The sequence below is a fragment of the Pseudomonas sp. 2024-210 genome, from assembly GCF_045062345.1.
Classification (GTDB): domain Bacteria; phylum Pseudomonadota; class Gammaproteobacteria; order Pseudomonadales; family Pseudomonadaceae; genus Aquipseudomonas.
In genome coordinates, this window is record NZ_JBJGEJ010000005.1 from 134,854 (window position 1) to 159,435 (window position 24,582).

Annotated in this window: 23 protein-coding genes; 15 read left to right on the top strand and 8 right to left on the bottom strand. The window is 55.5% G+C overall.

Annotated features, from left to right (window positions below):
- Nucleotides 1–29 precede the first annotated feature (29 nt).
- From ACI7MX_RS09570 to pcaC, 4 genes are read left to right on the top strand one after another with little or no spacing between them, the layout of a single operon-like run.
- Nucleotides 30–1,322 (top strand): MFS family transporter, encoded by a 1,293-nt coding sequence (locus ACI7MX_RS09570; protein ID WP_122784723.1) that lies wholly within the window; start codon nt 30–32, stop codon nt 1,320–1,322.
- A gap of 47 nt (nt 1,323–1,369) precedes the next feature.
- Nucleotides 1,370–2,734, top strand: coding sequence for a 3-carboxy-cis,cis-muconate cycloisomerase (locus ACI7MX_RS09575; RefSeq protein WP_405587250.1), 1,365 nt, complete (start codon nt 1,370–1,372; stop codon nt 2,732–2,734).
- 13 nt (nt 2,735–2,747) lie between these two features.
- Entirely contained in the window at nt 2,748–3,548 is an 801-nt protein-coding gene (gene pcaD, locus ACI7MX_RS09580) for a 3-oxoadipate enol-lactonase (RefSeq protein WP_405587248.1), read from the top strand.
- 10 nt (nt 3,549–3,558) lie between these two features.
- Nucleotides 3,559–3,951, top strand: a complete 393-nt coding sequence (pcaC, locus tag ACI7MX_RS09585; RefSeq protein ID WP_405587245.1) for a 4-carboxymuconolactone decarboxylase — start codon at nt 3,559–3,561, stop codon at nt 3,949–3,951.
- Between the two features lie 201 nt (nt 3,952–4,152).
- Here pcaC and ACI7MX_RS09590 read toward each other — a convergent pair whose 3' ends face one another.
- Genes ACI7MX_RS09590 through ACI7MX_RS09600 form a run of 3 tightly spaced genes read right to left on the bottom strand, consistent with a single transcriptional unit; the run spans nt 4,153 to nt 9,911 of the window.
- The gene (locus ACI7MX_RS09590) at nt 4,153–5,604 is read right to left on the bottom strand and encodes an AdeC/AdeK/OprM family multidrug efflux complex outer membrane factor (protein ID WP_314488213.1); all 1,452 of its coding nucleotides are present in this window, start codon (nt 5,602–5,604) and stop codon (nt 4,153–4,155) included.
- On the bottom strand, nt 5,601–8,756 hold the full coding sequence (locus ACI7MX_RS09595) for an efflux RND transporter permease subunit (protein ID WP_314488209.1): 3,156 nt from the start codon (nt 8,754–8,756) through the stop codon (nt 5,601–5,603). Before ACI7MX_RS09595 ends, ACI7MX_RS09590 begins: the two co-directional genes overlap by 4 nt.
- 3 nt (nt 8,757–8,759) lie before the next feature.
- Complete coding sequence (locus ACI7MX_RS09600; protein WP_405587241.1) at nt 8,760–9,911, bottom strand: efflux RND transporter periplasmic adaptor subunit; 1,152 nt, start codon at nt 9,909–9,911, stop codon at nt 8,760–8,762.
- Nucleotides 9,912–10,176: 265 nt separating this feature from the next.
- Here ACI7MX_RS09600 and ACI7MX_RS09605 point away from each other — a divergent pair, with 265 nt between their 5' ends.
- From ACI7MX_RS09605 to ACI7MX_RS09615, 3 genes are all read left to right on the top strand, one after another.
- Complete coding sequence (locus tag ACI7MX_RS09605) at nt 10,177–10,809, top strand: TetR family transcriptional regulator (protein ID WP_405587443.1); 633 nt, start codon at nt 10,177–10,179, stop codon at nt 10,807–10,809.
- A gap of 406 nt (nt 10,810–11,215) precedes the next feature.
- Nucleotides 11,216–11,914 (top strand): CoA transferase subunit A, encoded by a 699-nt coding sequence (locus ACI7MX_RS09610; protein WP_405587238.1) that lies wholly within the window; start codon nt 11,216–11,218, stop codon nt 11,912–11,914.
- Between the two features lie 2 nt (nt 11,915–11,916).
- Nucleotides 11,917–12,546, top strand: a complete 630-nt coding sequence (locus ACI7MX_RS09615) for a CoA transferase subunit B (RefSeq protein ID WP_405587235.1) — start codon at nt 11,917–11,919, stop codon at nt 12,544–12,546.
- 62 nt (nt 12,547–12,608) lie between these two features.
- Here ACI7MX_RS09615 and fdxA read toward each other — a convergent pair whose 3' ends face one another.
- Both fdxA and mutS read right to left on the bottom strand, forming a co-directional pair.
- Nucleotides 12,609–12,932: a ferredoxin FdxA gene (fdxA, locus tag ACI7MX_RS09620; protein WP_122784713.1), complete on the bottom strand. Its 324-nt coding sequence runs from the start codon at nt 12,930–12,932 to the stop codon at nt 12,609–12,611.
- A 129-nt stretch (nt 12,933–13,061) separates the two neighbouring features.
- A complete protein-coding gene (gene mutS / locus ACI7MX_RS09625) occupies nt 13,062–15,641 on the bottom strand; it encodes a DNA mismatch repair protein MutS (protein WP_405587231.1) in 2,580 nt (859 codons plus the stop codon).
- A gap of 179 nt (nt 15,642–15,820) precedes the next feature.
- On the opposite strand from mutS, the gene ACI7MX_RS09630 reads away from it, so the two are divergent.
- The 5 genes from ACI7MX_RS09630 (at nt 15,821) to recX (ending at nt 19,413) form a co-directional block, all read left to right on the top strand.
- Nucleotides 15,821–16,555, top strand: coding sequence for an XRE family transcriptional regulator (locus ACI7MX_RS09630; protein WP_314488193.1), 735 nt, complete (start codon nt 15,821–15,823; stop codon nt 16,553–16,555).
- A 269-nt stretch (nt 16,556–16,824) separates the two neighbouring features.
- Complete coding sequence (locus tag ACI7MX_RS09635; RefSeq protein WP_314488190.1) at nt 16,825–17,166, top strand: phage holin family protein; 342 nt, start codon at nt 16,825–16,827, stop codon at nt 17,164–17,166.
- A 71-nt stretch (nt 17,167–17,237) separates the two neighbouring features.
- Nucleotides 17,238–17,738, top strand: a complete 501-nt coding sequence (locus ACI7MX_RS09640) for a CinA family protein (protein ID WP_405587441.1) — start codon at nt 17,238–17,240, stop codon at nt 17,736–17,738.
- An 83-nt stretch (nt 17,739–17,821) separates the two neighbouring features.
- On the top strand, nt 17,822–18,937 hold the full coding sequence (recA, locus tag ACI7MX_RS09645; protein ID WP_314488187.1) for a recombinase RecA: 1,116 nt from the start codon (nt 17,822–17,824) through the stop codon (nt 18,935–18,937).
- Between the two features lie 8 nt (nt 18,938–18,945).
- On the top strand, nt 18,946–19,413 hold the full coding sequence (gene recX, locus ACI7MX_RS09650) for a recombination regulator RecX (protein ID WP_122784708.1): 468 nt from the start codon (nt 18,946–18,948) through the stop codon (nt 19,411–19,413).
- Between the two features lie 112 nt (nt 19,414–19,525).
- On the opposite strand, the gene ACI7MX_RS09655 is transcribed toward recX, so the two are convergent.
- Entirely contained in the window at nt 19,526–20,641 is a 1,116-nt protein-coding gene (locus tag ACI7MX_RS09655; protein ID WP_314488182.1) for a TIGR00730 family Rossman fold protein, read from the bottom strand.
- 219 nt (nt 20,642–20,860) lie between these two features.
- Nucleotides 20,861–21,268: a PA3611 family quorum-sensing-regulated virulence factor gene (locus tag ACI7MX_RS09660; RefSeq protein WP_405587224.1), complete on the bottom strand. Its 408-nt coding sequence runs from the start codon at nt 21,266–21,268 to the stop codon at nt 20,861–20,863.
- Nucleotides 21,269–21,448: 180 nt separating this feature from the next.
- On the opposite strand from ACI7MX_RS09660, the gene ACI7MX_RS09665 reads away from it, so the two are divergent.
- The 3 genes from ACI7MX_RS09665 to ACI7MX_RS09675 all read left to right on the top strand — a co-directional run bounded on the left by ACI7MX_RS09665 (nt 21,449) and on the right by ACI7MX_RS09675 (nt 23,584).
- A complete protein-coding gene (locus ACI7MX_RS09665) occupies nt 21,449–22,195 on the top strand; it encodes a tRNA-uridine aminocarboxypropyltransferase (protein ID WP_314488175.1) in 747 nt (248 codons plus the stop codon).
- A 300-nt stretch (nt 22,196–22,495) separates the two neighbouring features.
- Entirely contained in the window at nt 22,496–23,146 is a 651-nt protein-coding gene (gene erdR, locus ACI7MX_RS09670) for a response regulator transcription factor ErdR (RefSeq protein ID WP_314488172.1), read from the top strand.
- Between the two features lie 75 nt (nt 23,147–23,221).
- The gene (locus tag ACI7MX_RS09675; protein WP_153377699.1) at nt 23,222–23,584 is read left to right on the top strand and encodes a diacylglycerol kinase; all 363 of its coding nucleotides are present in this window, start codon (nt 23,222–23,224) and stop codon (nt 23,582–23,584) included.
- Here the strand turns inward: ACI7MX_RS09675 and ACI7MX_RS09680 are convergent.
- Entirely contained in the window at nt 23,581–24,507 is a 927-nt protein-coding gene (locus ACI7MX_RS09680; RefSeq protein WP_122784703.1) for a LysR family transcriptional regulator, read from the bottom strand. The two genes, ACI7MX_RS09675 and ACI7MX_RS09680, sit on opposite strands and share 4 nt — an antisense overlap.
- Nucleotides 24,508–24,582: the final 75 nt, after the last annotated feature.

Consider the following 24,582-nt stretch of genomic DNA (forward strand, 5'->3'; position numbering starts at 1 on the left):
TGCAACTTAACCCTGATGAGTATAAAAACATGACAACAGCCACTCACTACACAGGAGAGGAACGCAGAAAAAGGATTTTTGCGATTGTCGGTGCGTCTTCCGGCAACCTCGTCGAATGGTTCGACTTCTACGTTTATGCCTTTTGCGCGATCTACTTCGCGCCGGCTTTCTTCCCGTCAGATGACCCTACGGTTCAATTGCTGAATACGGCCGGGGTATTTGCAGCTGGCTTTTTGATGCGCCCTATCGGCGGCTGGATTTTCGGCCGGGTGGCCGACAAACACGGCCGCAAGAATTCAATGATGATCTCGGTGCTGATGATGTGCGCCGGTTCGCTGGTCATCGCCTTTTTGCCCACCTATGCCTCAATCGGCGCTTGGGCGCCGGCGTTGCTACTGGTCGCGAGGCTGTTCCAAGGGCTGTCGGTCGGCGGTGAGTACGGCACCACAGCCACTTACATGAGCGAAGTGGCCCTTAAAGGTCAGCGTGGTTTTTTTGCGTCTTTCCAGTACGTCACCCTGATCGGCGGGCAACTGCTGGCCGTATTGGTGGTGGTGATCCTTCAGCAATTTTTGTCGGAAGACGAGTTGCGTGCCTGGGGCTGGCGCGTGCCCTTCGTGATCGGTGCGCTGGCTGCGCTGATCTCGTTGATGCTGCGTCGCTCCCTGAAGGAAACCACCAGTGCTGAAACGCGACAGGATAAGGACGCTGGCAGTATCAGGGCCTTGTTCCGCGACCATAAAGCCGCGTTTATTACCGTGCTGGGTTACACCGCAGGTGGTTCGCTGATTTTCTACACCTTTACGACGTACATGCAGAAGTACCTGGTGAACACGGCCGGTATGCATGCCAAAACCGCCAGCTACATCATGACCGGCGCGCTGTTCCTTTATATGTGCATGCAGCCGGTGTTCGGCATGTTGGCGGACAAGATTGGCCGCCGCCAGTCGATGTTGTGGTTTGGCGCGCTGGGCACGCTGTGCACCGTACCGATTCTGATGACACTGAAAACCATCTCCAGTCCGTTTTTGGCGTTTGTGCTCATCACGCTGGCGCTGGCGATTGTCAGCTTTTACACCTCGATCAGCGGGTTGGTTAAGGCTGAAATGTTCCCACCTCAAGTGCGAGCGCTGGGCGTCGGTCTGGCTTACGCCGTGGCCAATGCCATTTTTGGCGGGTCAGCGGAATACGTGGCGTTGGGGCTGAAGTCGATGGGCATGGAAAACACCTTTTATTGGTATGTGACGGCCATGATGGCCATTGCATTTCTGTTCAGCTTCCGCTTGCCCAAGCAACCCAAGTACCTGCACCACGACCTATGAAGTACCGCGCGCGTCTTTGAAGGGCGCGCGCCTTCCAGGAAGGGTTTATGAGCGAGTGCAAGAGTCACCAGCTGTTCGATGCGTACTTCACGGCCAAGGCCATGGGGGACGTGTTCAGTGATCATGGTCGGGTTCAGGCCATGCTGGATTTTGAAGCGGCACTGGCGCGTGCTCAGGCGCGAGTCGGGCTGATCCCACAGTCCGCGGTGATGCCAATTCACGTGGCATGCCGAGCCAGTCTGTATGACTTCGAAGCCTTGGGGCAGGCGATTGCCACGGCGGGTAACTCGGCGATCCCTTTGGTCAAAGCCTTGGGCAAGCAGATAGCCATCGCCGCGCCTGAGGCAGAGCGCTATGTGCATCTGGGTGCTACCAGTCAGGACGTGATGGATACCGGGTTGGTGTTGCAACTGCGATCAGCCTTGGCCTTAATTGATCAGGATTTGCGTCGGCTGGGCAATGTGCTGGCCGAGTTAGCCCTGCGCTATGCGAACACGCCGCTCGCAGGCCGTACCTGGCTTCAGCAGGCGACGCCTGTCACTCTGGGCATGAAAATAGGCAGTTGGCTGGGCGCGGTCAGTCGCAACCGTCAACGTCTGGATGAATTAAAGCCCCGCTTGCTGTGCCTGCAATTTGGCGGAGCTGCGGGCACCCTGGCTTCACTGGGTGATCACGCATTACCCGTGGCGCACGCGTTGGCCGAAGAACTTCACTTGCAGCTGCCTGATCAACCTTGGCACACCCAACGTGATCGTTTGGTGGAGTTCGGCGCGGTATTGGGCTTGATTGCGGGCGGTCTCGGCAAACTTGGCCGTGACATCAGTTTATTGATGCAGACCGAAGCCGCTGAAGTATTCGAACCCTCGGCACCGGGTAAGGGCGGCTCTTCAACCATGCCGCACAAACGCAATCCTGTGGGCTCGGCGGTGTTGATCAGTGCTGCCACACGCGTACCGGGCTTGCTGAGCACCTTGTTCAGCGCCATGCCGCAAGAACATGAGCGCAGCCTGGGGCTGTGGCATGCCGAATGGGAAACCCTGCCCGAGATCTGTTGCCTGGTGTCCGGGGCCCTTGTTCAAGCGCTCACGATTGCGCAAGGGCTGGAAGTGGATGCCGAGCGCATGGCCAGTAACCTTGATTTGACTCACGGGTTGGTGCTGGCAGAGGCGGTCAGCAGTGTGCTGGCTCAGCGCGTAGGGCGTGAAACAGCGCATCACTTGCTGGAAAAATGCTGCAAGCGGGCCGTCGCTGAGCACCGCCACCTGCGCGCGGTGCTGGGCGAAGAACCTCAAGTGTGCGCCCAACTGTCGTCACACGAATTGGATCGCTTGCTCGATCCGGCTCATTACCTTGGTCAGGCGACGACGTGGGTTGAGCGCGCGCGGGCTGAACATTTTGCACTTGAATCATAAGAAGGAGCACTGCGTGGGACGTGTACAACTTGCTGAAGGTGAACTCAATTACCAGCTGGACGGCCCGCAAGGTGCGCCGGTGTTGGTTTTGTCCAACTCGCTGGGCACTGATCTAGGCATGTGGGACGCTCAGATGCCTGCGTTTACCCAGCATTTTCAGGTATTGCGCTACGACACCCGGGGTCATGGTCAGTCATTGGTCACCGAAGGCCCGTACACCATTGGGCAACTGGGCGCCGATGTGCTGGCTTTGCTGGATGCGCTGATTATCGAGCGTGCTCATTTTTGCGGCTTGTCGATGGGCGGATTGATCGGCCAATGGTTGGGCATCAATGCCGGTTCACGCTTAAACAAATTAGTGGTCTGCAACACCGCCGCCAAGATCGGCGAGCCCTCCGTGTGGAACCCGCGTATTGAAACGGTGTTGCGTGAGGGGGCTGCGGCAATGGCTGGCCTGCGCGATGCGTCAATTGCCCGCTGGTTCACCCCTGACTTTGCGCAGGCCAACCCGCAGCAAGCCAAGCGCATTACCGATATGCTGGCCGCCACCTCGCCACAGGGCTATGCCGCCAATTGCGCGGCGGTACGCGATGCTGATTTTCGTGACCAGTTGGGCGCAATTACGGTTCCCCTGCTGGTGATCGCCGGCACTGAAGACGCGGTCACCCCGCCAGCGGGCAGTCATTTCATTCAGGAGCATGTACGGGGCGCGCAGTATGCCGAGTTCCATGCGGCTCACCTGTCCAACGTGCAAGCCGGTGATGCCTTCAGCCAACGAGTGCTTGAATTTCTGTTAGTTGAGACGTCGATCTAAGGAGCGTTTTGTGGACGAAAAACAACGTTATGACGAAGGCATGAGCGTGCGCCGTGAAGTGCTCGGCGATGCCCATGTGGATCGCAGCCTCAATGCCCTGACCGAATTCAACAGTGAGTTTCAAGAAATGATCACCCGCCATGCCTGGGGTGACATCTGGACGCGCCCCGGTCTGCCGCGCCATACCCGCAGCCTGATTACCATAGCGATGCTGATCGGCATGAACCGCAGTGAAGAGTTGAAGTTGCACCTGCGCGCAGCGGCGAATAATGGGGTGAGCCGGGCCGAGATCAAGGAAGTGTTGATGCAGAGTGCCATTTACTGCGGCATCCCGGCGGCCAATGCGACATTCCATCTGGCTGAGTCGGTGTGGGATGAGCTGGGCATAGAGTCGCGCGGCTAAGCAATACCTGCGTAGCAGTTGACGAGTAGTACGAGGCTACGTCCGGCTGCGCAGCAGTCGTAAACGTTTCTCGGCTTAGGTCCTTGCGACGATTGCATCGTCGAACGCTGCCTCGCATTACTCGTCAGCTGCTACGAGATTTACGTTCCGGTTAAACAACAAACCCGCCAAAAGGCGGGTTTGTTGTTTAACCGGCAGGCATCAAGCCTTGGGCGGTTCGTCCGAAATCGGACGGTTTTGCCCGGTCTGTTCATACCAGCCGCCACCTAGCGCCTTGTACAGATTGACCTCACTGGTCAGCTGCGACAGGCGATCAGTGATCAAGGATTGCTGCGCACTGAACAACGAGCGCTGAGCATCAAGGAAGGTCAGGTTGCTGTCGATGCCGATGCGATAACGACGCTCTGCCAAGCGATAGTAATCTTGGTTGGCATTGACGAATTGGCTTTGAGCCTCTAACTGCTGTTTGTAAGTCTCGCGGGATGCGAGACCGTCGGAGACTTCCTGGAACGCCGTCTGGATCGTTTTCTCATACTGAGAAACGGTGATCTCTTTCTGGATTTTCGAGTAGTCGAGGCTGGCGCGCAAAGCCCCTGCGTTAAAGATCGGCAGGGTGATTTGCGGCGAGAACAGCCACGTGCCCGAACCGCCCTTGAACAGCCCAGACAAATCAGGGCTCAAGGTCCCCGCATTGGCGGTGAGGCTGATGCTGGGGAAGAACGCAGCACGTGCGGCCCCAATGTTGGCGTTGGCGGCCAACAGCCGATGCTCGGCTTCAAGGATGTCCGGGCGACGTTGCAGCAAGTCCGACGGCAAGCCTGCCGGGACTTCATTCAACAAGTCGACGGCCAGCGGTTTGGCTGCTGGCAGGTTGTCCGGCAACGATGTCCCTAACAGGAGAACCAGGCTGTTCTGATCCTGGGCAACTTGACGGGTATACCGTGCCAGTTGCACCTTGGCATTCTCGACTGAGGTCCGCAACTGGCTCACATCCAGCGCCGAGGCCACACCCACTTCGTTGCTGCGCAAAGTCAGCTTGTAGCTCTCGTTGAAGTTTTTCAGTGTGTCTTCAGTGAGCTTCAGCAGTTCTTTGTCAGCCTGCCAGGTCAAGTAGGCGTTGGCGACACTGGCCACCAGACTGATCTGGGTGGTGCGTCGCGCTTCTTCGGTTGCAAAGTAGTTCTGAAGCGCTTGGTCACTCAGGCTGCGGACTCGGCCAAACAGGTCCAGTTCGTAAGCACTGACCCCAAGGGTCGCCGAGTACTGGCTGGTGATGCCCGACTCTCCGGTTTGCGACATGCGCGACGGGGTGCGTTGACGACTGCCGCTGGCATCCGCATTGACCGCCGGAAACAGATCGGCGCGCTGGATACGGTATTGCGCGGCATACGCGTCGATGTTCAACGCCGCGACCCGAAGGTCGCGGTTGTTGACCAAGGCCGTTTGAATCAGCTGTTGCAGGGCTGGGTCATGGAAAAACTGACGCCAGCCTTGTTCGGCGGCGGCCTGATTGGCCGCCTCCGTAGGCGAGTAAGCCGGGCCTTTAGGGTACTGCGCGGCTACCGGCGCTTCAGGGCGCTGGTAATCCGGAATCAACGAGCAGCCGCCCAGCGTAAACGCGGCGATAGCTACTGCGAGAAGCGACTTGCTCATTGGCCAGCCTCTTTGTTTGGAGTTTTAGTCAGGTCCACTTTCTTTTTACCTTCGGCGCGGCTGCCGATGGAGGACACGGCTACGAAGAACAGAGGCACCCAGAAGATGGCCAGAATGGTAGCGCTCAACATACCACCGATTACGCCGGTACCGATGGCATGCTGGCTGCCCGAACCTGCACCATTGGAAATGGCCAATGGCACCACCCCGAGGATAAAGGCCAGCGACGTCATGATGATCGGACGCAGACGCATACGGCACGCCTCAATCGCGGCCTCCGTCAACGTTCGCCCTTGTTCGTGTAGCTCTTTGGCAAATTCAACAATCAGAATGGCGTTTTTCGCTGCCAGACCGATGGTGGTTAACAGCCCCACCTGGAAGTAAACGTCGTTGGACAAACCGCGCAGGCTGGTGGCCAGCAATGCACCGATAATCCCCAGTGGCACCACCAACATGACCGCAATTGGAATCGACCAGCTTTCATACAAGGCTGCAAGGCACAGGAAGACCATCAGCAAGGAGATTGCGTACAGTGCAGGTGCTTGCGAACCGGACAGACGCTCCTCGTAAGACAGCCCCGTCCAGGCTATACCCACACCTGCAGGCAACTTCTTGGCCAGCGCTTCAACTTCTGCCATCGCCTCGCCGCTGCTGTAGCCCGGAGCGGGTGCACCCAGAATCTCCATGGCTTCTACACCGTTGTAACGCGACAGCTTGGGTGCGCCGTAGGTCCATTCGCCGCGGGCGAAGGCCGAGAAGGGCACCATCGTTCCCTCATCGTTGGTGACGTACCACTTTTTCAGGTCTTCGGGGTTCATGCGCGAGGTCTCATTGCCTTGCAAGAACACCTTCTTCACCCGTCCACGGTCGATAAAGTCGTTGACGTAACTGGCACCCAAACCGATAGACAGCGTGTCGTTGATGTCTGACAGACTGACGCCCTGAGCGCGCGCGGCCTCATCGTCGATGATCAGTTTGTACTGAGGTTCGTCGTTCAATCCGTTTGGACGTACGCCGGACAGGATCTTGCTTTGCGCGGCCATACCGAGGAACTGGTTACGCGCCTCCATCAGTTTGTCATGACCGATACCGGCCCGGTCTTGCAGATAAACGTCAAAACCGGTGGCGTTACCCAGCTCCATTACGGCAGGGGGAGCAAAGGCGAACACCATCGCATCGCGGAATGTGGAGAAGTGCTTTTGTGCCCGTGCTGCCAAGGCAAATACGCTGTCTTCAGGGCCACGCTCGCTCCACGGCTTGAGCATGATGAATGCCAGACCAGAGCTTTGACCGCGACCTGCAAAGTTGAAGCCGTTTACCGTAAAGACTGACGATACGGACGACGACTCATCTTTGAGCAGGTATTCACGCATCCTGTCGATGACGTCCTGTGTGCGTTCGGCTGTTGTTCCGGGTGGTGTCTGAACTTGAGCAAACAATACGCCCTGGTCTTCTTCTGGCAGGAAGGAGGTAGGAATGCGCGTAAACAGGAAGATCATGCCCACGACGATCAATACGTAGGCCAGAAAGTACGGAGCTTTGTGGCGCAGGATGCTGCCGACGCTGTTTTCGTAGCGCTTGACGCCGCTGTCGAACGTGCGGTTGAACCAACCGAAGAACCCGCGCTTGTTCTCGCCGTGATCGCCTTTGGCAATCGGTTTGAGAATCGTGGCACACAAGGCTGGAGTAAAGATCAAGGCGACCATAACCGACAGCGCCATGGCCGATACGATGGTGATCGAGAACTGACGGTAGATCACACCGGTAGAGCCGCCGAAGAACGCCATTGGCAGCAATACGGCTGACAGTACAAGGGCGATACCGACCAGGGCGCCCTGAATCTGCCCCATGGATTTTTTGGTGGCTTCTTTGGGCGATAATCCCTCTTCGGCCATCACCCTCTCGACGTTTTCAACCACGACAATGGCATCGTCCACCAGCAAGCCGATGGCAAGCACCAAGCCAAACATGGTCAGGGTGTTGATGCTGAAGCCAGCTGCAGCGAGGATCCCGAACGTACCCAGCAATACCACCGGCACCGTCATCGTTGTGATGATGGTGGCGCGGAAGTTTTGCAGGAACAGGAACATCACCAGGAACACCAGCACAACCGCTTCAACCAGTGTTTCTACAACCCCTTCGATGGAGGCAGAGATCACGGGTGTAGTGTCATACGGGTAAACCACTTCCATGCCAGGCGGGAAGAAGGGTTGCAGATCCGCGATGGTTTGGCGTACCGCCTTGGCGGTGTTCAGTGCGTTAGCGTCAGTGGCCAGCTTGATTGCCAGACCGGAGGACGGCTTGCCGTTGTACTGAGCGCTGACGCTGTAGTTCTCGCCCCCCAGTGCCACATCGGCCACATCACTCAGGCGAACCTGAGAACCGTCCGTGTTGACCTTGAGCAGGATTTTCTTGAACTCTTCGGCGGTCTGCAAACGCGTCTTGCCGATAATGGTGGCGTTGAGTTCTTGGCCTTTGACGGCTGGCAGACCCCCCAGTTGCCCGGAGGACACCTGCACGTTCTGAGCTGAAATGGCCGTTTTGACGCTTACCGGGGTCAGGTTGTACTTGTTCAACTTGGCCGGGTCGAGCCAGATACGCATGGCGTACTGGGAACCGAACACCTGGAAGTCGCCCACACCTTCGGTACGGGAGATAGGGTCCTGCATGTTGGAAACGATGTAGTTGGACAAGTCGTCCTTGTTCATCGAGCCATCGGTGGACACCACGCCAACGACCATGAGGAAGTTTTTCACTGCCTTGGTCACGCGGATACCTTGCTGCTGAACTTCTTGCGGCAGCAGCGGTGTCGCCAGGTTGAGCTTGTTTTGTACCTGAACCTGAGCAGTATCAGGATCAGTACCCTGGTTGAAGGTCGCGGTAATGGTCATGCTGCCGTCGGAGTTACTTTCCGACGAGACATAACGCAAATGATCGATACCGTTCAATTGCTGCTCGATCACCTGAACCACGGTGTCCTGCACGGTCTGCGCCGAAGCGCCCGGGTAGGTCACGGAAATCGAGATGGCCGGTGGTGCAATGCTCGGGTACTGGTTGATCGGTAGCTTGAGGATCGACAGCGCTCCGACAAGCATCATCACCAGGGCTATTACCCAGGCGAAAATCGGACGGTCGATGAAAAAATTCGACATGGTTTATTCCCCTTTAGTGCCCGCAGCTTTTTCTGTGGCCGGGGCAGATGCCGGGGATGCGCCTGGAGATTTATCCATGATTTTCACTTCAACACCTGGTTTGACGTATTGCAGGCCGTCAGTGATCAGACGATCACCCGGTTTCAGGCCGTCTTCCACCAACCAGTCGCTACCGACGGTACGGGTCGCTTGCAGTACGCGCAGCTCAACCTTGTTATCCGGGCCTACGATCAGTGCCGTCGGCTGGCCTTTGGAGTTGTGGGTCACACCGATTTGCGGGGCCAGAATGGCATCGCTGTTGATACCGGCTTCCAGTTGCGCATGAACAAACATGCCCGGCAGCAGGATATCTTTCGGGTTCGGGAACACGGCACGCAGGGTGACGGAGCCGGTGGTTTCGTCCACTGACACTTCAGAGAATTCCAGACGGCCTTCTTCTGAGTATTGGCTGCCATCTGGCAGGGTCAGTTTCACTTTGGCAGCGTTGGCGCCTGCGGATTTCAAGCGGCCATCAGCCAGGTCACGACGCAGTTCGAGCATCTCGACGGAGGACTGGGTCACGTCAACATAGATCGGGTCCAGTTGCGTGATCACGGCCAATGCGTTGGCCTGACCGCTGGTCACCAGAGCGCCTTCAGTGTAGATCGAGCGGCCAATACGGCCTGTCAGCGGAGCCAGTACTTTGGTGTATCGCAAGTTCACCATCGCAGTATTGAGGGCCGCTTCGGCTTCAAGACGGGACGACTCGGCGTTGTCGTATTCCTGACGGCTTACGGCTTGCTCTGCGACCAATTGCTTGTAGCGGTCAGCCAGTGATTTGGCGGACTGTAGCGTTGCCTTGGCGCTCAATACATTGCTTTGGTAAATAGCCGGATCGATTTGATACAGCTGTTGACCTTCTTTGACGTCACTGCCTTCCTTGAAGTAGCGCTTAAGAATAATCCCGTTTACCTGGGGACGAACTTCTGCCGAACGATAAGACGTCGTGCGCCCTGGAAGATCGGTGGTCAGGGTAAATGGTTGGGTTTTCAGCGTCACGACGCCGACCTGAGGGATTTGCGGGGCAGGTGCTGCCTCTTCCTTTTTACATCCGCTGATAAGCGAAGCTAGGGCGATGGCAGCAACCAGAGCGGTAACAGCTGGCTTGAATTGCATGAAGATCCTCGGGTCAGGCACGCGAAAGCGCACAAGAATAGTGGAAGGGTAAAGAAAGCTGTTCCGGGTGGATAAGTAGCTTGCTAAGGAATATACTTACATTCGTGTCTGTTTGTAAATAGCGTGGCCCTTTTGCAACGTGCGCTACTGAGTCCTTTTTAGAGCGTGAAGTAGGCCGGGATAAGGCATAACAACCGCCACCCGATGTCGGTTTGGACGCGTGAGTGCAACCGTCCAGATCCTCCTGATTGAGGTTTTTATTGCCATGGTGCGTCGTACCAAAGAAGAAGCTCAGGAAACGCGCAGTGCGATTCTCGAAGCGGCTGAGCAGGCCTTTTATACGCGTGGTGTCGCGCGCACGACGCTGGCCGATATTGCCGCGTTGGCTGGCGTTACACGAGGCGCCATTTATTGGCACTTCAGCAACAAGGCTGATCTTGTGCAAGCCATGCTGGACAGTTTGCATGAGCCGTTGGAGGAGCTGGCCAAAGCCAGTGAAAGCCAGGATGAGCTTGACCCGCTTGGGTGCATGCGCAAGCTGCTGGTCCATTTGTTTTGCCAGATTGCCATTGACCCTAAAACCCGGCGCATCAATGAGATTTTGTTTCATAAGTGTGAATTCACTGACGAAATGTGCGATTTGCGTCGTCAACGCCAAGTGGCGATGGTCGACTGTAATAGTCGAATCGAGCTCACACTGAATAACGCGATCCATCGCAATCAACTCCCCAAAAACCTCGATGCTCGTCGCGCGGCTATTTGTCTGCATGCCTACATCGACGGAATTCTCGGTCAATGGCTACTGGTTCCCGACAGCTTCGAGCTGCACAAGGAAGCTGAAATATGGGTTGATGCCGGCATCGAAATGATCAGCTTGAGCCTGAGCCTACGCAAATAATGCCAAATTCGCTCAGAGTTTAGTCGGAACAAAGAATAAGGGTAGGAAGATTTCCCAATCGAGGCCGTTTCATTCCGAGCGGTCTTTATATACGTCTAGGTCGCGGGTTTAAAGGTAGCCAGCTAAGTATTTTGTAGCCCAATTGTTACCGTATGGTTAAGAGTCTATTAAGTCGTGCCTCAAGCAACCTTTTGCTTGAGCGTCGTTCAGGTGTGGAACTGCGAAAAAGCCTCGACTTTTTTTGCGCATCTAGAGTTGTTGCCTACGTATCCCCTACACTCGGCACACGCTTTGGCCTTGGGCCAGAGCTGCCAGAGTTCAGCGTGCCGGTCAATTGGACTGCCTGAACTTAAGCAAACAGGCTGCGAATCGCCGAGAGCGTCGCGGCAAATTCGAGGAATAACAAGTGAACAAGATTTACTCGAGTGCTGAATCCGCCTTACTGGGGCTTGTTGAAGACGGCATGACCCTGGCTGTGGGAGGTTTTGGGTTGTGCGGCATCCCTGAAGCCTTGATTGCAGCCCTGCGGGATACCGGCAAACGTGACCTGACCGTGATCAGCAACAATGCCGGCGTCGATGGTTTTGGTTTAGGGCAACTGCTGACGACTCGTCAGATTCGTAAAATGATTTCCTCTTACGTCGGTGAAAACAAAGAGTTCGAGCGTCAGTATTTGGCAGGCGAGCTGGAGCTTGAATTCACCCCACAAGGCACCCTGGCTGAAAAGCTTCGGGCTGGTGGAGCCGGTATTCCAGCGTTTTACACCAAGACGGGTTACGGGACGTTGGTGGCTGAAGGCAAGGAAACGCGTGAATTCGACGGTGAGTGGTATGTCATGGAGCGTTCGTTGCGGGCCGACGTCGCCTTGGTTAAAGCGTGGAAGGCTGACAAATCCGGCAATCTGCTGTTTAACAAAACTGCACGTAACTTCAACCCTTTAGCGGCCATGGCAGCCAAGGTGTGTGTGGTTGAAGTGGAAGAAATCGTTGAGATTGGCGAGATCGAACCTGACCACGTTCATTTACCGGGTATTTACGTACAACGGCTGGTGCTCAACGCCACCCCGGAAAAACGCATCGAACAACGCACTGTGCGGAGCGCCTGATCATGGCCTGGACTCGTGAAGAAATGGCGCACCGCGCCGCCCAAGAATTGCAGGATGGTTTTTACGTCAATCTGGGTATCGGCTTGCCGACGCTCGTCGCCAACTACATCCCTGAGGGCATGGATGTCTGGCTACAGAGTGAGAATGGATTGCTCGGTATTGGCCCGTTCCCGACTGAAGACGAAGTGGACGCCGACCTGATCAACGCAGGCAAGCAAACCATCACCACCTTGCCCGGCAGCAGTTTTTTCAACAGTGCCGATTCATTCGCCATGATCCGTGGAGGGCATATCAATCTTTCTATTCTGGGGGCGATGCAAGTCTCGGAGAAAGGCGATCTGGCCAACTGGATGATCCCTGGCAAGATGGTTAAGGGCATGGGTGGCGCGATGGATTTGGTAGCGGGGGTCAAGCGTGTCGTTGTGCTGATGGAGCACACCGCTAAAGGCGGTGCCCATAAACTGCTTCAAGCCTGCGATTTGCCCCTGACCGGGGTTGGCGTGGTTGACCGGATCATTACCGATCTGGGCGTGCTCGACGTCACCGAGCACGGTCTGACACTGGTAGAGCTGGCGTCAGGCGTGACGCGTGAGCAACTACAAGAAGCCACAGGTTGCAAAATAAGCGCGTAACGGCCTTGAAACGCAAAAAGCCCCGGCTCAAACGAGACGGGGCTTTTCAGCTACAGCATCAATCAGCGTTCCAGGTCGGCAATCTTACCTGGCTTGCCATCCCACTCTGCCGCGTCCGGCAGAGGGTCTTTACGCTCAGTGATGTTTGGCCAGATTTCAGCCAGCTCGACATTCAACTGAATAAAATTCTCCATGCCAGCAGGAATCTCATCTTCAGAGAAGATGGCCTGAGCTGGGCATTCAGGCTCACAAAGCGCGCAATCAATGCACTCATCCGGGTGAATCACCAGGAAGTTCGGGCCTTCGTAAAAGCAGTCCACCGGACAGACTTCTACGCAGTCGGTGTACTTGCACTTGATGCAGTTGTCGGTGACGACGAAGGTCATTTCTAATTTTCTCCTCAGGCGGCGGCAGCGAAGCCCTTCCAGTTCGGGCTCGCAGGGTTCGGGAGTGATATCTACTGAACAGGCTAAAAGGTCAGTAGCATCCCGAACCGCGCGCGATTCTAGCAGCTTTTAAAGGCGTGTCTTTAATGTGTAGAGCAAATCAAGTGCTTTACGCGGTGTGAGATTGTCCAGATCCAGCTTGGAAAGATCATCCAGAACCGGGTGAGGCAGGCTGGCAAACAAATCACTTTGTTGGGGCGCGGCCTTCTTGCCAGGGGCTGGTTTTGGCAATTCGTGCGGCAGGCTGGTGGTCTCCAGGCGGCTCAAATGCTCGCGGGCACGGGTGATAACGGGAGTTGGCACACCAGCCAGTTGTGCCACGGCCAAACCATAACTTTGGCTGGCTGGCCCCGGCAGCACGTGGTGCAGAAATACGATGCGCTCATTGTGCTCGGTTGCACTCAAGTGCACGTTGGCGACCAATGGTTCACTCTCGGGCAGAACCGTCAGCTCGAAGTAGTGAGTGGCGAACAAGGTATACGCACGCAGTTGAGCCAGCCGCTCAGCGGCAGCCCAGGCCAGCGACAGGCCGTCAAAGGTACTTGTGCCTCGACCCACTTCGTCCATCAGAACCAGGCTGCGGTCGGTGGCATTGTGCAGAATATTCGCGGTCTCGCTCATTTCAACCATGAAGGTCGAGCGTCCGCCCGCCAGGTCATCGCTGGAGCCGATGCGAGTAAAGATGCGATCAACGAGTGATAGCTCGCAACTCGCCGCCGGTACAAAACTGCCAATATGCGCAAGCAAAACGATCAATGCGGTTTGACGCATGTAGGTCGATTTACCGCCCATGTTCGGACCTGTGATCACCAGCATGCGGGTGTTGTCATCCAGCGCCAGATCGTTGGCCACAAACGGCGTGGTCAGCACTTGTTCAACCACCGGGTGACGCCCCTGGTTGATGCGCATGCACGGCTCGTCGACAAAACGTGGGCAGTTCAAGTCGAGGTTTAACGCACGCTCAGCCAGATTGCTCAGTACATCCAGTTCGGCCAGCGCGGCGGCTGTGTCTTGCAGGGGCGGCAACTCACCAATCAAGGTTTCGAGCAAGGCTTCATAGAGCATCTTCTCGCGGGCTAATGCGCGACTTTTGGCAGACAGGGCTTTATCTTCGAAGGCTTTTAGCTCCGGTGTGATAAAGCGCTCGGCCCCTTTAAGCGTCTGGCGACGAATGTAATCTGCCGGGGCTTGTTCGGCCTGTTTGCTGGGCAACTCAATAAAGTAGCCATGAACCCGGTTGTAACCGACCTTGAGGTTGGCGAGGCCCGTACGGGCTTTTTCGCGGGCTTCAAGATCAATCAGGAACTGGCCCGCGTTCTCGCTCAATGATTGCAGTTCATCAAGCTCGGCGTCATAGCCGGTCTTGAGTACACCGCCATCGCGGATGACGGCAGGCGGGTTGTCGTTGATGGCTTTTTCGAGCAGCGCAGCCAGCTCAGGATAGGTGCCAGTGAGGCTGGCCAGTTGCTGCAAATGCGGGGCTTCGAGGCCAATCATCGCATCCTGCAGCTCTGGCAGGGCCGTCAGGGCATCGCGTAACCGGGCCAGATCTCGCGGGCGGGCGTTACGCAAACCGATTCGAGCCAGAATGCGTTCCAGGTCGCCAATTTCTTTAAGCTGCGGTTGGAGCTTTTCAAAGCGATAGCCATCGAGCAGGCACGTAATCGACGACTGGCGCGCGAGCAGTACACTCAAGTCGCGCAGTGGACGATTCAGCCAACGGGTCAGCAAGCGGCTGCCCATCGACGTCTGGCAGCGGTCAACCACCGATTGCAACGTGTTGTCGCGCCCGCCCGCCAGGTTGGTGTCCAGTTCCAGATTGCGTCGGCTGGCACCGTCGAGCACCACGGTGTCATCAAGGCGTTCGTGACGCAGGCTGCGCAAATGGGGCAGGGCGGTACGTTGAGTTTCCTTGGCATAGCTGAGCAAGCAACCGGCGGCACCAATAGCCAGGGTCAGGTTCTCGCAACCGAAGCCTTTAAGGTCTTGGGTAGAGAATTGCTGGCACAGGCTTTTAAAGGCGGAGTCGCGCTCGAAATCCCACGGCGCGCGGCGACGTACACCACGGCGTTTTTCTGCTGGCAAGCCTTGAGGCCAGTCATCCGGGATCATCAGCTCAACCGGGTTAATTCGCTCCAGTTCGGCCAGCAGGTTCTCCCAGCCTTTGATTTCCAGTACCGAAAAGTTGCCACTGGTAATGTCCAGCACCGCCAGCCCAAACAAACGCTCGTCGCCCAGTACGGCGGCAATCAGGTTGTCGCGGCGCTCATCCATCAACGCTTCATCGCTGACCGTGCCGGGTGTGATAATTCGCACCACCTGACGATCGACCGGGCCTTTACTGGTTGCCGGGTCGCCCACCTGCTCACAAATCACCACCGACTCGCCAAGCTTTACCAGTTTGGCCAAATAACCTTCGGCCGCGTGGTAAGGAATCCCGCACATAGGGATAGCCTGCCCGGCAGATTGCCCACGTGCGGTGAGGGTGATGTCCAGCAACTTGGCGGCTTTTTTCGCGTCTTCGTAGAAGATCTCGTAGAAATCGCCCATGCGATAGAACATCAGCTGATCAGGGTGCTGGTTCTTCAGGCGCCAGTACTGCTGCATCATTGGCGTGTGGCCGGAAAGGTCGGAAGTATTTTTACTCATGAGAGGCTTAGGCGGATTCGTTTTAAAAGTGGGCAAAGGCAGGCGCGTGGCCTGAAGTTTTCGCAATGGGCGCAAGGTTAACATGTCAGCCATGTGCATCTACAGGCGCTCATGGGCGCTGCTATTAATAGAAGAAATAGCATTTGCCATCTATAAACACCGCTAGCACTATTCTCTCCATGCCTAAACGAACTGTTTCTATCGTCCTCAAAGAACTGCTTGCTCGCCATCAGCTCACGGCCATGGCGCTGCACCGTAGTACGGGTGTGCCGCAGTCAACACTTTCGCGAATTTTGAATGGCAAAATTGTCGATCCGTCTGACAGGCAAATCTCAAGAATCGCCGAGTATTTCCAAATCAGTACCGATCAATTACGTGGCCGGGGGAGTCCTCGCAGGCCTGTTTTATCCGATGCCGACCCGAGACATCCGGAGCTGCGGGATATTTGCTTATGGGATGACGACACCCCTGTGGCTGATGATGAAGTGGCCATCGCCTTTCTGCGCCAGGTCGAATTAGCAGCCGGTTCCGGGCGTTTTGCCATTGAAGAGAGCGAGCGTGCGAAGCTTCGTTTTGGCAAGCGCAGCCTGCGCCATAATGGCGTGCAATTCGATCAGGCCAAGTGTGTAACAGTGCGCGGTGACAGCATGCTCCCGGTTTTGCGCGATGGCGCAACGGTGGGTGTCAATGCAGGCAAGCGTGCGCTTGAAGAGGTCATTGATGGTGATCTGTATGCGATCAATCACAACGGTCAGCTACGGGTAAAGCAGCTCTATCGGTTGCCCCAAGGTATTCGTTTGCGAAGTTTTAACCGGGACGAGTATCCAGACGAGGACTATGCCTACAGTGACATGGAGGATGAGCAACTGGTCATTCTAGGCCATGTGTTCTGGTGGGGCATGTACGCACGCTGAGCTACATCTCATGTAAAAAGCCCACATAAACGTGGGCTTTTCTGGTTTTAAAGCGGTGTTTATTGCGCAACACGTATTCAAGGGTGGCTTGAGTTGGGCGGTATATAAATATATGCACTGGTGCATTGACTGTATATCCATACATGCATAGTCTAGTTTGCATGACGGTCGGCGATCGAATTCAAACAGGGAAGTGGCGCGATCGAAAGCGCCGGCACCTCAGGTCGGCATTGACTATTTATCCCTAAGGACCCAGGAGTGATGACACGATGAATGAACCGCAGGTATTGCTGGATATGCCGGTTTTACTGGTCATCCTTCTGGCTTTGGTGGGGGGGGTTTTTGGCGAGATGTGGCGTGCTGATAAAGACGGTGCCAGTGGATGGTTGCTGATCCGACGCCTTGCGCTGCGCTCGGGGGCCTGCGTGGTCTGCGGCGTCTCGACCTTTATGTTGTTGTATTCGGCAGGTATGTCCGTGCTGGCGGCGGGAGCCTTTGGATGCCTGACTGCATTGGCCGGTGCAGATGCTGCAATCAGCCTGTACCAACGTTGGGCTGCTAAGCGGCTTGGGGTGGAGAGTTCTGCAACGGACTCACGTATCGATCCTTAGTTTTCGTGTAGGTTATGGCATCGATCAGTGCTTACAACGATGTCGAAACCCTTGCCGCTCAGGAAATTACTATGGACTCACTGTCTCACCTTGCTGCCGAACTCGGACACCTGCTGCAGGCGCTAGATGCTCAGGTCACGACGGCTGAATCCTGCACTGGAGGTGGTATTGCTGAAGCCATTACCCGTATCCCCGGCAGTTCTGCCTGGTTCGAGGCAGGTTTTGTCACGTATTCCAACCTGCAAAAGACTAAGCAATTGGGGGTTCCTGAGGGCTTGTTCGACCAAGTAGGTGCTGTCAGTCGCGAAGTGGTCGAGGCAATGGTTGCGGGGGCTCAGGTGCAAAGCGGAGCACGCTTTGCTGTGGCCGTAAGTGGCGTGGCCGGGCCTGGTGGTGGATCGCAAGAGAAACCGGTCGGCACCGTTTGGCTGGCGTGGGGGGATGGCGGCGAGGTCACGACCGAACGCCGGTATTTTGCCGGTGACCGTGATGAGGTGCGTCGGCAAACCGTAATCGCGGCTTTGGAAGGCCTAATACGCCGAACGGTACGAGAAATAAAAAAACAGGGGTAGGCGATCGTTTAACCCTGTGGAATAATACTGGCTACTTATACAGTTATCGGCCGACCGGCCTTATTGATTACGAGAGGACTTTAATGGACGACAACAAGAAGAAAGCCTTGGCTGCGGCCTTGGGTCAGATCGAACGTCAATTCGGCAAGGGTGCCGTAATGCTCATGGGCGAGCAAGAGCGCCAGGAAGTGCCGGCAATCTCTACCGGTTCGCTGGGTCTGGACATCGCGCTAGGCATTGGCGGTCTGCCAAAAGGTCGTATTGTTGAAATTTACGGCCCAGAATCGTCGGGTAAAACCACACTGACTCTGTCGGTAATCGCTCAAGCACAAAAGGCGGGTGCCACCTGTGCCTTCGTCGATGCCGAGCACGCCCTTGATCCTGAATACGCTGCCAAACTGGGTGTTAACGTCGATGATCTGCTGGTTTCTCAGCCTGATACCGGCGAACAGGCGCTTGAAATTACAGACATGCTGGTGCGTTCCAACGCCGTTGACGTGATCATCATCGACTCTGTGGCAGCCTTGACCCCAAAAGCCGAAATCGAAGGCGACATGGGTGACATGCACGTGGGTCTGCAAGCCCGTCTCATGTCTCAGGCTCTGCGTAAAATTACCGGTAACATCAAAAACGCCAACTGCCTGGTGATCTTCATCAACCAGATCCGCATGAAAATCGGCGTGATGTTCGGTAGCCCGGAAACCACCACCGGTGGTAACGCGCTGAAGTTCTACTCCTCGGTACGTCTGGACATCCGCCGCACGGGTGCGGTGAAAGAAGGCGATGTGGTGGTCGGCAGCGAAACCCGCGTCAAAGTGGTCAAAAATAAAATGGCTCCGCCATTCCGCCAGGCTGAATTCCAGATTCTTTACGGCAAAGGCATCTATCTCAATGGCGAGATGATCGACCTGGGTGTATTGCACGGTTTCGTCGAGAAGGCGGGCGCTTGGTACAGCTACAACGGCAGCAAGATTGGTCAGGGCAAAGCCAACTCGGCTAAGTTCCTGGACGATAACCCTGAAATCAAGGAAGCCCTTGAGAAGCAGTTGCGCGCCAAGTTGTTGGGGCCAAAGTCGGATGCCGAGATGGCTGACATCAAAATCATGCCAAAAATGAGTAAAGCAGCCAAAGCGGCCGCGGATGAAGCTGAAGCAGCAGAAATGGCGCTGGAAAACGGCTCAGACTCCAATAACAACTGATCTGACTCATGACCGTAGTTCTGGATAATCTGGCCGCGGTGCGTCGAACTGCTATGGACCTGCTCGCGCGACGCGAGCATGGTCGAGTTGAATTGACACGCAAGTTGCGTCAGCGCGGTGCTTGCCCCGACATGATCGACATCGCCCTCGACCGTTTAACGGAAGATGGCTTGCTGTCGGAGGCGCGTTACCTTGAAAGCTATATCTCTTATCGTGCCGGTTCCGGTTATGGTCCATTGCGCATCCGCGAAGAACTTAATCAGCGCGGATTGCCCCGTGGCGATGTAGAGGATGCGCTGCGCGAGTGCGGATTTAACTGGCAAGAACGATTGGAAGAAACTTGGCGTCGCAAGTTCTCTGCGCAGTTACCGGAAGATGCGAAAGAACGTGCTCGCCAAGGGCGCTTCTTGAGTTATCGAGGGTATCCGCTAGAAATGATCGGCCGCTTGTTAAGTGGCCGAGAATTTGATGACTGACGGCGGCCATCTGTAGTCACTGCCGCAGGCTACGATAAGCGTTGTCTGACCTTCGTTCCTACTACGAAGGCTTGATCACTAAGCAACGTGTCGTAGCCTCACTCCCCCTCTCTTATTCAGTGACCGACTCGGGCCTTTGCGGTGCCAGCGATGACGTTGCTGTCGCCCAGTTTTCGGGCAGATTGATGAAATTGACAAGTTCGCGTAAGCGCCCTTGATTACGCCCGCTAAAGGCGAAGCTCAGACACGTCAAGTGGTTGAGCGCAGGATTGTCGTGCTCAACCTGTCCATAGGCTTGCTGTTGAAAACTGTCATGAACGCAAATGTCGGCAAAGTTCAGCTTGATCTGTTCAAGGGCTTCGCCATTTACAGCCCTTTTCATGCGTACGACAAAGGTTTTGGTGAGCCAGCGGCTTGAATGATAGTTGCTGTAGAACTGCTCGATCTCATCAACCGCGTCTTGAGCACTGTGGACCAGACGCATCAATTTCAGATCATTGGGCAGTATGTACTGATGGGCTTGCAACTGGTTATGGATGAAGTCCAGGGCACTTTGCCAGAACGATGCGCCGGGCATATCCAGAAGCACGATCGGCACCAAGGGTGTTTTGCCGGTTTGCATCAGCGTCAGCACTTCCAGCACCTCGTCCAGCGTGCCAAAACCGCCGGGGCAAATGATCAAGGCGTCCGCTTCTTTGAGGAAAAACAGCTTGCGGGTGAAGAAGAAGTGAAAAGCCAGCAAATGCTCTGAATCAATGATCGTTGCATTGGCGCGTTGTTCAAACGGCAGGGTGATATTAAACCCTAAACTGTATTCCAGACCGGCGCCTTCATGTGCAGCGGCCATTATTCCGCCGCCACCTCCGGTGATGACCATCATGTCTGAGCGTGCCAGTGTTACGCCCACCTCCCTGGCCAGCGCATACAGCGGATCTTCAGCGGGCGTGCGGGCTGAACCGAAGACGGTTACTTTGCGGCGTCCTTTGAATTGCTCCAGTACGCGAAAGGTTTTCTCAAGCTCGCGAATGGCTTGCAGGGTGATTTTGGCATTCCAGCGATCGATATCGTCATGGGCCATGCGCAAGACGGTCAGCAGCATTTCACGATAAAGCGGTTGGTTCGGGCTGTTAGGGGCCACCCGCTGTAATTGTGCTTCAACCTCTTCGGCAACGTTCAGGCCGTGGCTCTCGAAGTAAAGTGACAGGGTGTCCTGGGTTTGGTCGGGCATTTATAGCTCCTTCTAGACAACATCCTTGGGTGCGCCCGATCAGCCAAGCGCGACGACACAAGGTGTCAAAAGCGATGCCTTGATGATGGTCCGGTGTTGTCTTGACTGGCAATAGCTAATTGCCTGATGTGGAAGAAGACATGGGATTACGATGAAAAATACGGCGAGGGCTGCACGCCGCTTTATGCCACGGCGCGCGCGAAGAAAAGCAGGTAACGGTTATTTGCGCTGGCAGTTGTCGGCGCCGATGTCCTGGGTCAAAACCGCTGTGTTGGTTTTGTATTCCCGGATGTCAAAGCGCATGGTCGCGCCCTTGGCCATCAATTTACGGAAATTCGGGTTACTGCAAACGCTGCGTCCCAGTTGCGGAACGGCGGCTTCCGGAGCAGAGCGCATTTGTGCTGACAGGGTAGGGCTGGCTTCCAGATGATTGATCAGCACCGTGCTGTCAACGGAAAAGCCTTTGTCCAGAAGGTCGGGGCTGATGGCGCGGGGTTTCCCTTCATTGCTGACTTTGGCAACTTTGAGCAAGTCCTTGTTCAAGTTGAACTCTGCAAGAGAGGCCGCTTGTGCGCTCAGTGGCAGTGCAAACAGTAGAGCAAGGGTCGGGATGATAGTGCGCAGCATGAAACTCTCCTGATTTCAGTGACGCAAGCTTCGACCCGTCATAGATCGGTGCGTTCAGTGGCGCAGGAGTATAGGTCAGCATTCGAGGACAGGAAATGCCCCCGGTCATGGTGGCTCGGCCTCTGTTAAACTTCCCGGCTCTCTTTTTACTATCCGTCGTTGCCCCAGACCATGACCCTGATGACCTTTTCCCCCAATGCTGTTGCCCGTTTACGTGACGAGCGTGAAGAGGAGAGCACCAAGCCTTATCTGGCGCGTGGTTCACGTGCGCCGCGCTGTCATACGTGTCGAGTGATCGTAAGTCATTGTCTGTGCAACTGGCGGCCCCAGGTCAGTACTCGCGCTGGCGTGTGCCTGATCATGACCAAAAAGGAAGTCTTCAAGCCGAGCAATACAGGCTGGTTGATTGCTGACGTGGTCAGGGACAACTTTGCTTTTATCTGGTCGCGCACTGAAACCGATGATGCATTGCTTGCCTTGCTGGCTGACCCACAGTGGCAGCCTTATCTGGTGTTTCCGGGCGAGTATGTAGCCCCTGAGCGTGTCACGCATTCGGTGGCGTTGGATGGCAGCAAGCGCCCGCTCTTTATTTTGCTTGACGCCACTTGGACTGAGGCGCGAAAGATCTTTCGCAAAAGCCCGTATTTTGATGCCTTGCCGATTTTGAGTTTGCTGCCAGAAAAACTGTCTCGCTATCGTTTACGCAGATCAACGCGCAGCGAGCACTTGTGTACAGCCGAGGTGGCCAGCTTGTGCCTGGACCTTGCTGGAGACACCGAGGCCTCCTGTGCGCTGGACGCTTACTTTGATGTATTCAGTCAGCATTATCTGGATGCGAAAAACCAGTTGCCGATGAATGAGTGCAGTGCCGCACACCGCGAACTGGGCGTTTTTGTAAAAGACCTTCCCCAGAATCGCTCTCAATAGACTAAAGAAGTAGCGCTACAATTTTGACCGCGATGTCACTTAACGCCATCAACGGTTTTGCATGATGGCGCTGTAATGGCATTTAGTTGAGTCTGGCGTCAGGTTTTCGACTTGACCCCTCTGGCTTCGCTCGGCATGCTTGGCGCCCATTGGGCGGCAACGGCTGTTAAAACGCTTATATTTACCGACGTTTAGCGTAAAACGCGTGTTTTGAAACGCGCCTATACGCTGTTGTTCGAGTTGCCTTAGCGAGTACTGAAATGCTTCAGGGCTCGCCTAAAAAACAGGATCATTTAAAAAATGGCCACATACGAAATCCTGATTGCTGACGACCATCCATTGTTCCGCACTGCCTTGCATCAAGCGGTAACAATGGGCTTAGGTTCTGATGTCCGCTTGGTCGAGGTCGCCAGTATTGCCGAGCTTGAAGCACAGCTGGCAGCCAAAGCCGATTGGGATCTGGTGCTGCTCGACCTTAACATGCCGGGTGCTTACGGTTTCTCCGGGCTGGTATTGCTACGTGGGCAGTACCCGCAAATTCCGGTGGTGATGGTTTCGGCTCAGGAAGAAGCGTCAATTATGGTGCGCTCGCGTGAATTTGGCGCCAGTGGTTTTATCCCCAAATCCAGCTCGATGGAAGACATTCAGAAGGCTGTGCGTGCTGTGTTGGAGGGTGATGTCAGCTGGCCGCCTCAGGCGTTTGAGCCTGTTCAGGTCTCTGCTGAGGCCAAAGCGGCAAGTGAAGGGTTGGCCAGCCTCACGCCACAACAGTTCCGGGTGTTGACCATGGTCTGTGAAGGGCTGCTGAATAAGCAGATCGCTTATGAATTGAGCGTGTCCGAAGCCACCATCAAGGCGCATGTTACGGCTATCTTCCGCAAGTTGGGGGTTCGTACCCGCACTCAGGCGGCGCTCCTTCTGCAACAGCTTGAATCAATTTCAAGCCATTAAGCGCTTGGCTTTCACGCTTTTTTAACAAGCAGTGAACTAGCGTTCCACCCTCATTTTTTGTGCAGTTGCTTATCTATGTCGCCTTTTAAGGGTAAAACCGGATTTAAACGGATTTTGAATGCCAGCGGCTACTCGCTGGACGGTTTACGAGCAGCCTTCACCGGCGAGGCGGCATTTCGGCAATTGGTGTTGCTTAATGTGGTGTTGATCCCGCTGACATTCTTCTTGAATGTCAGTCGGGTAGAACGTGCGCTATTGATCGCTGTGTGTTTGCTGGCACTGATCGTGGAGTTGCTGAACTCGGCCATTGAAGCAGCCATCGATCGAATCTCCCTTGATCTGCACCCGTTGTCCAAAAACGCCAAAGACATGGGCAGTGCCGCGCAATTTGTGGTGCTCACGCTGATTGCCGTGGTGTGGGCCGTGATCCTGCTTTAAGCAATGCTCGGCAGCACGATCTCGTCGCTGCGCTGAACACCTGCGGTAAAAGCGCGGCACAGTTCCAGAAACTCGCGCATTGCAGAGGTCTGGTACTTCTTTTTATGCCAGATAAAGAAAAACTGGCGAGCGAGATCCAGATCAGGGGTTTCTACTGCCACCAGGCTGCCCCGCCGAAAAGCATCGCGCAGGGCCAGACGAGAGATACATCCAATACCCAGTCCTGATTCCACCGCTCGCTTAATCGCTTCGGTGTGTTCCAGTTCGAGGCGGATATTGAGCGACGTCTGATGATGGCGCATGGCCTGATCGAAAGTCAGGCGGGTGCCGGATCCCTGTTCTCGTAAAATCCATGCTTCGCGGCTCAGCTCTTCCAGTGTCGCGTGCCCACGTGCAGCCAGCGGGTGTTGAGGGGCGCAAAACACCACCAATTCATCTTCAACCCAGCTTTGCACTTCGATATCAGGGTGGCTGCAATCACCCTCGATCAGGCCCAGATCAATTTCGTAGTGGGCCACTTGTTGCACGATATGCGCCGTGTTTTGAACGATCAATTTGACCTGGCTTTCAGGGTGCGCCTGCATAAAACTACCGATCAGCAGCGTGGCCAGGTAGTTGCCTATGGTCAGTGTGGCACCCACGGTCAGCGAGCCGAAACCTGATTTGCCATTGAGCAAGTCCTCGATTTCCTTGGCCTGATCCAATAGCGCGACGGCCTGAGGCAATAACTGGCGACCCAAGGCATTGAGGCTCAGTCGTTTGCCCGCACGATCAAATAGCTGACAGCTGGTTTGACGTTCCAGTTCAGTGATGGATGTACTGGCAGCTGATTGTGAAAGGGCCAACAAACCCGCAGCGCGTGACACGCTCTCTTGTTGGGCGACGGTGACAAAAACCTGGAGTTGTCTGAGAGTAAATCGCATATCGATATAACCGATAACCCTTATCTTAATAATTCAGTTAACAGATATTGTCCTCGCCATTAGAATGCTGCGCAA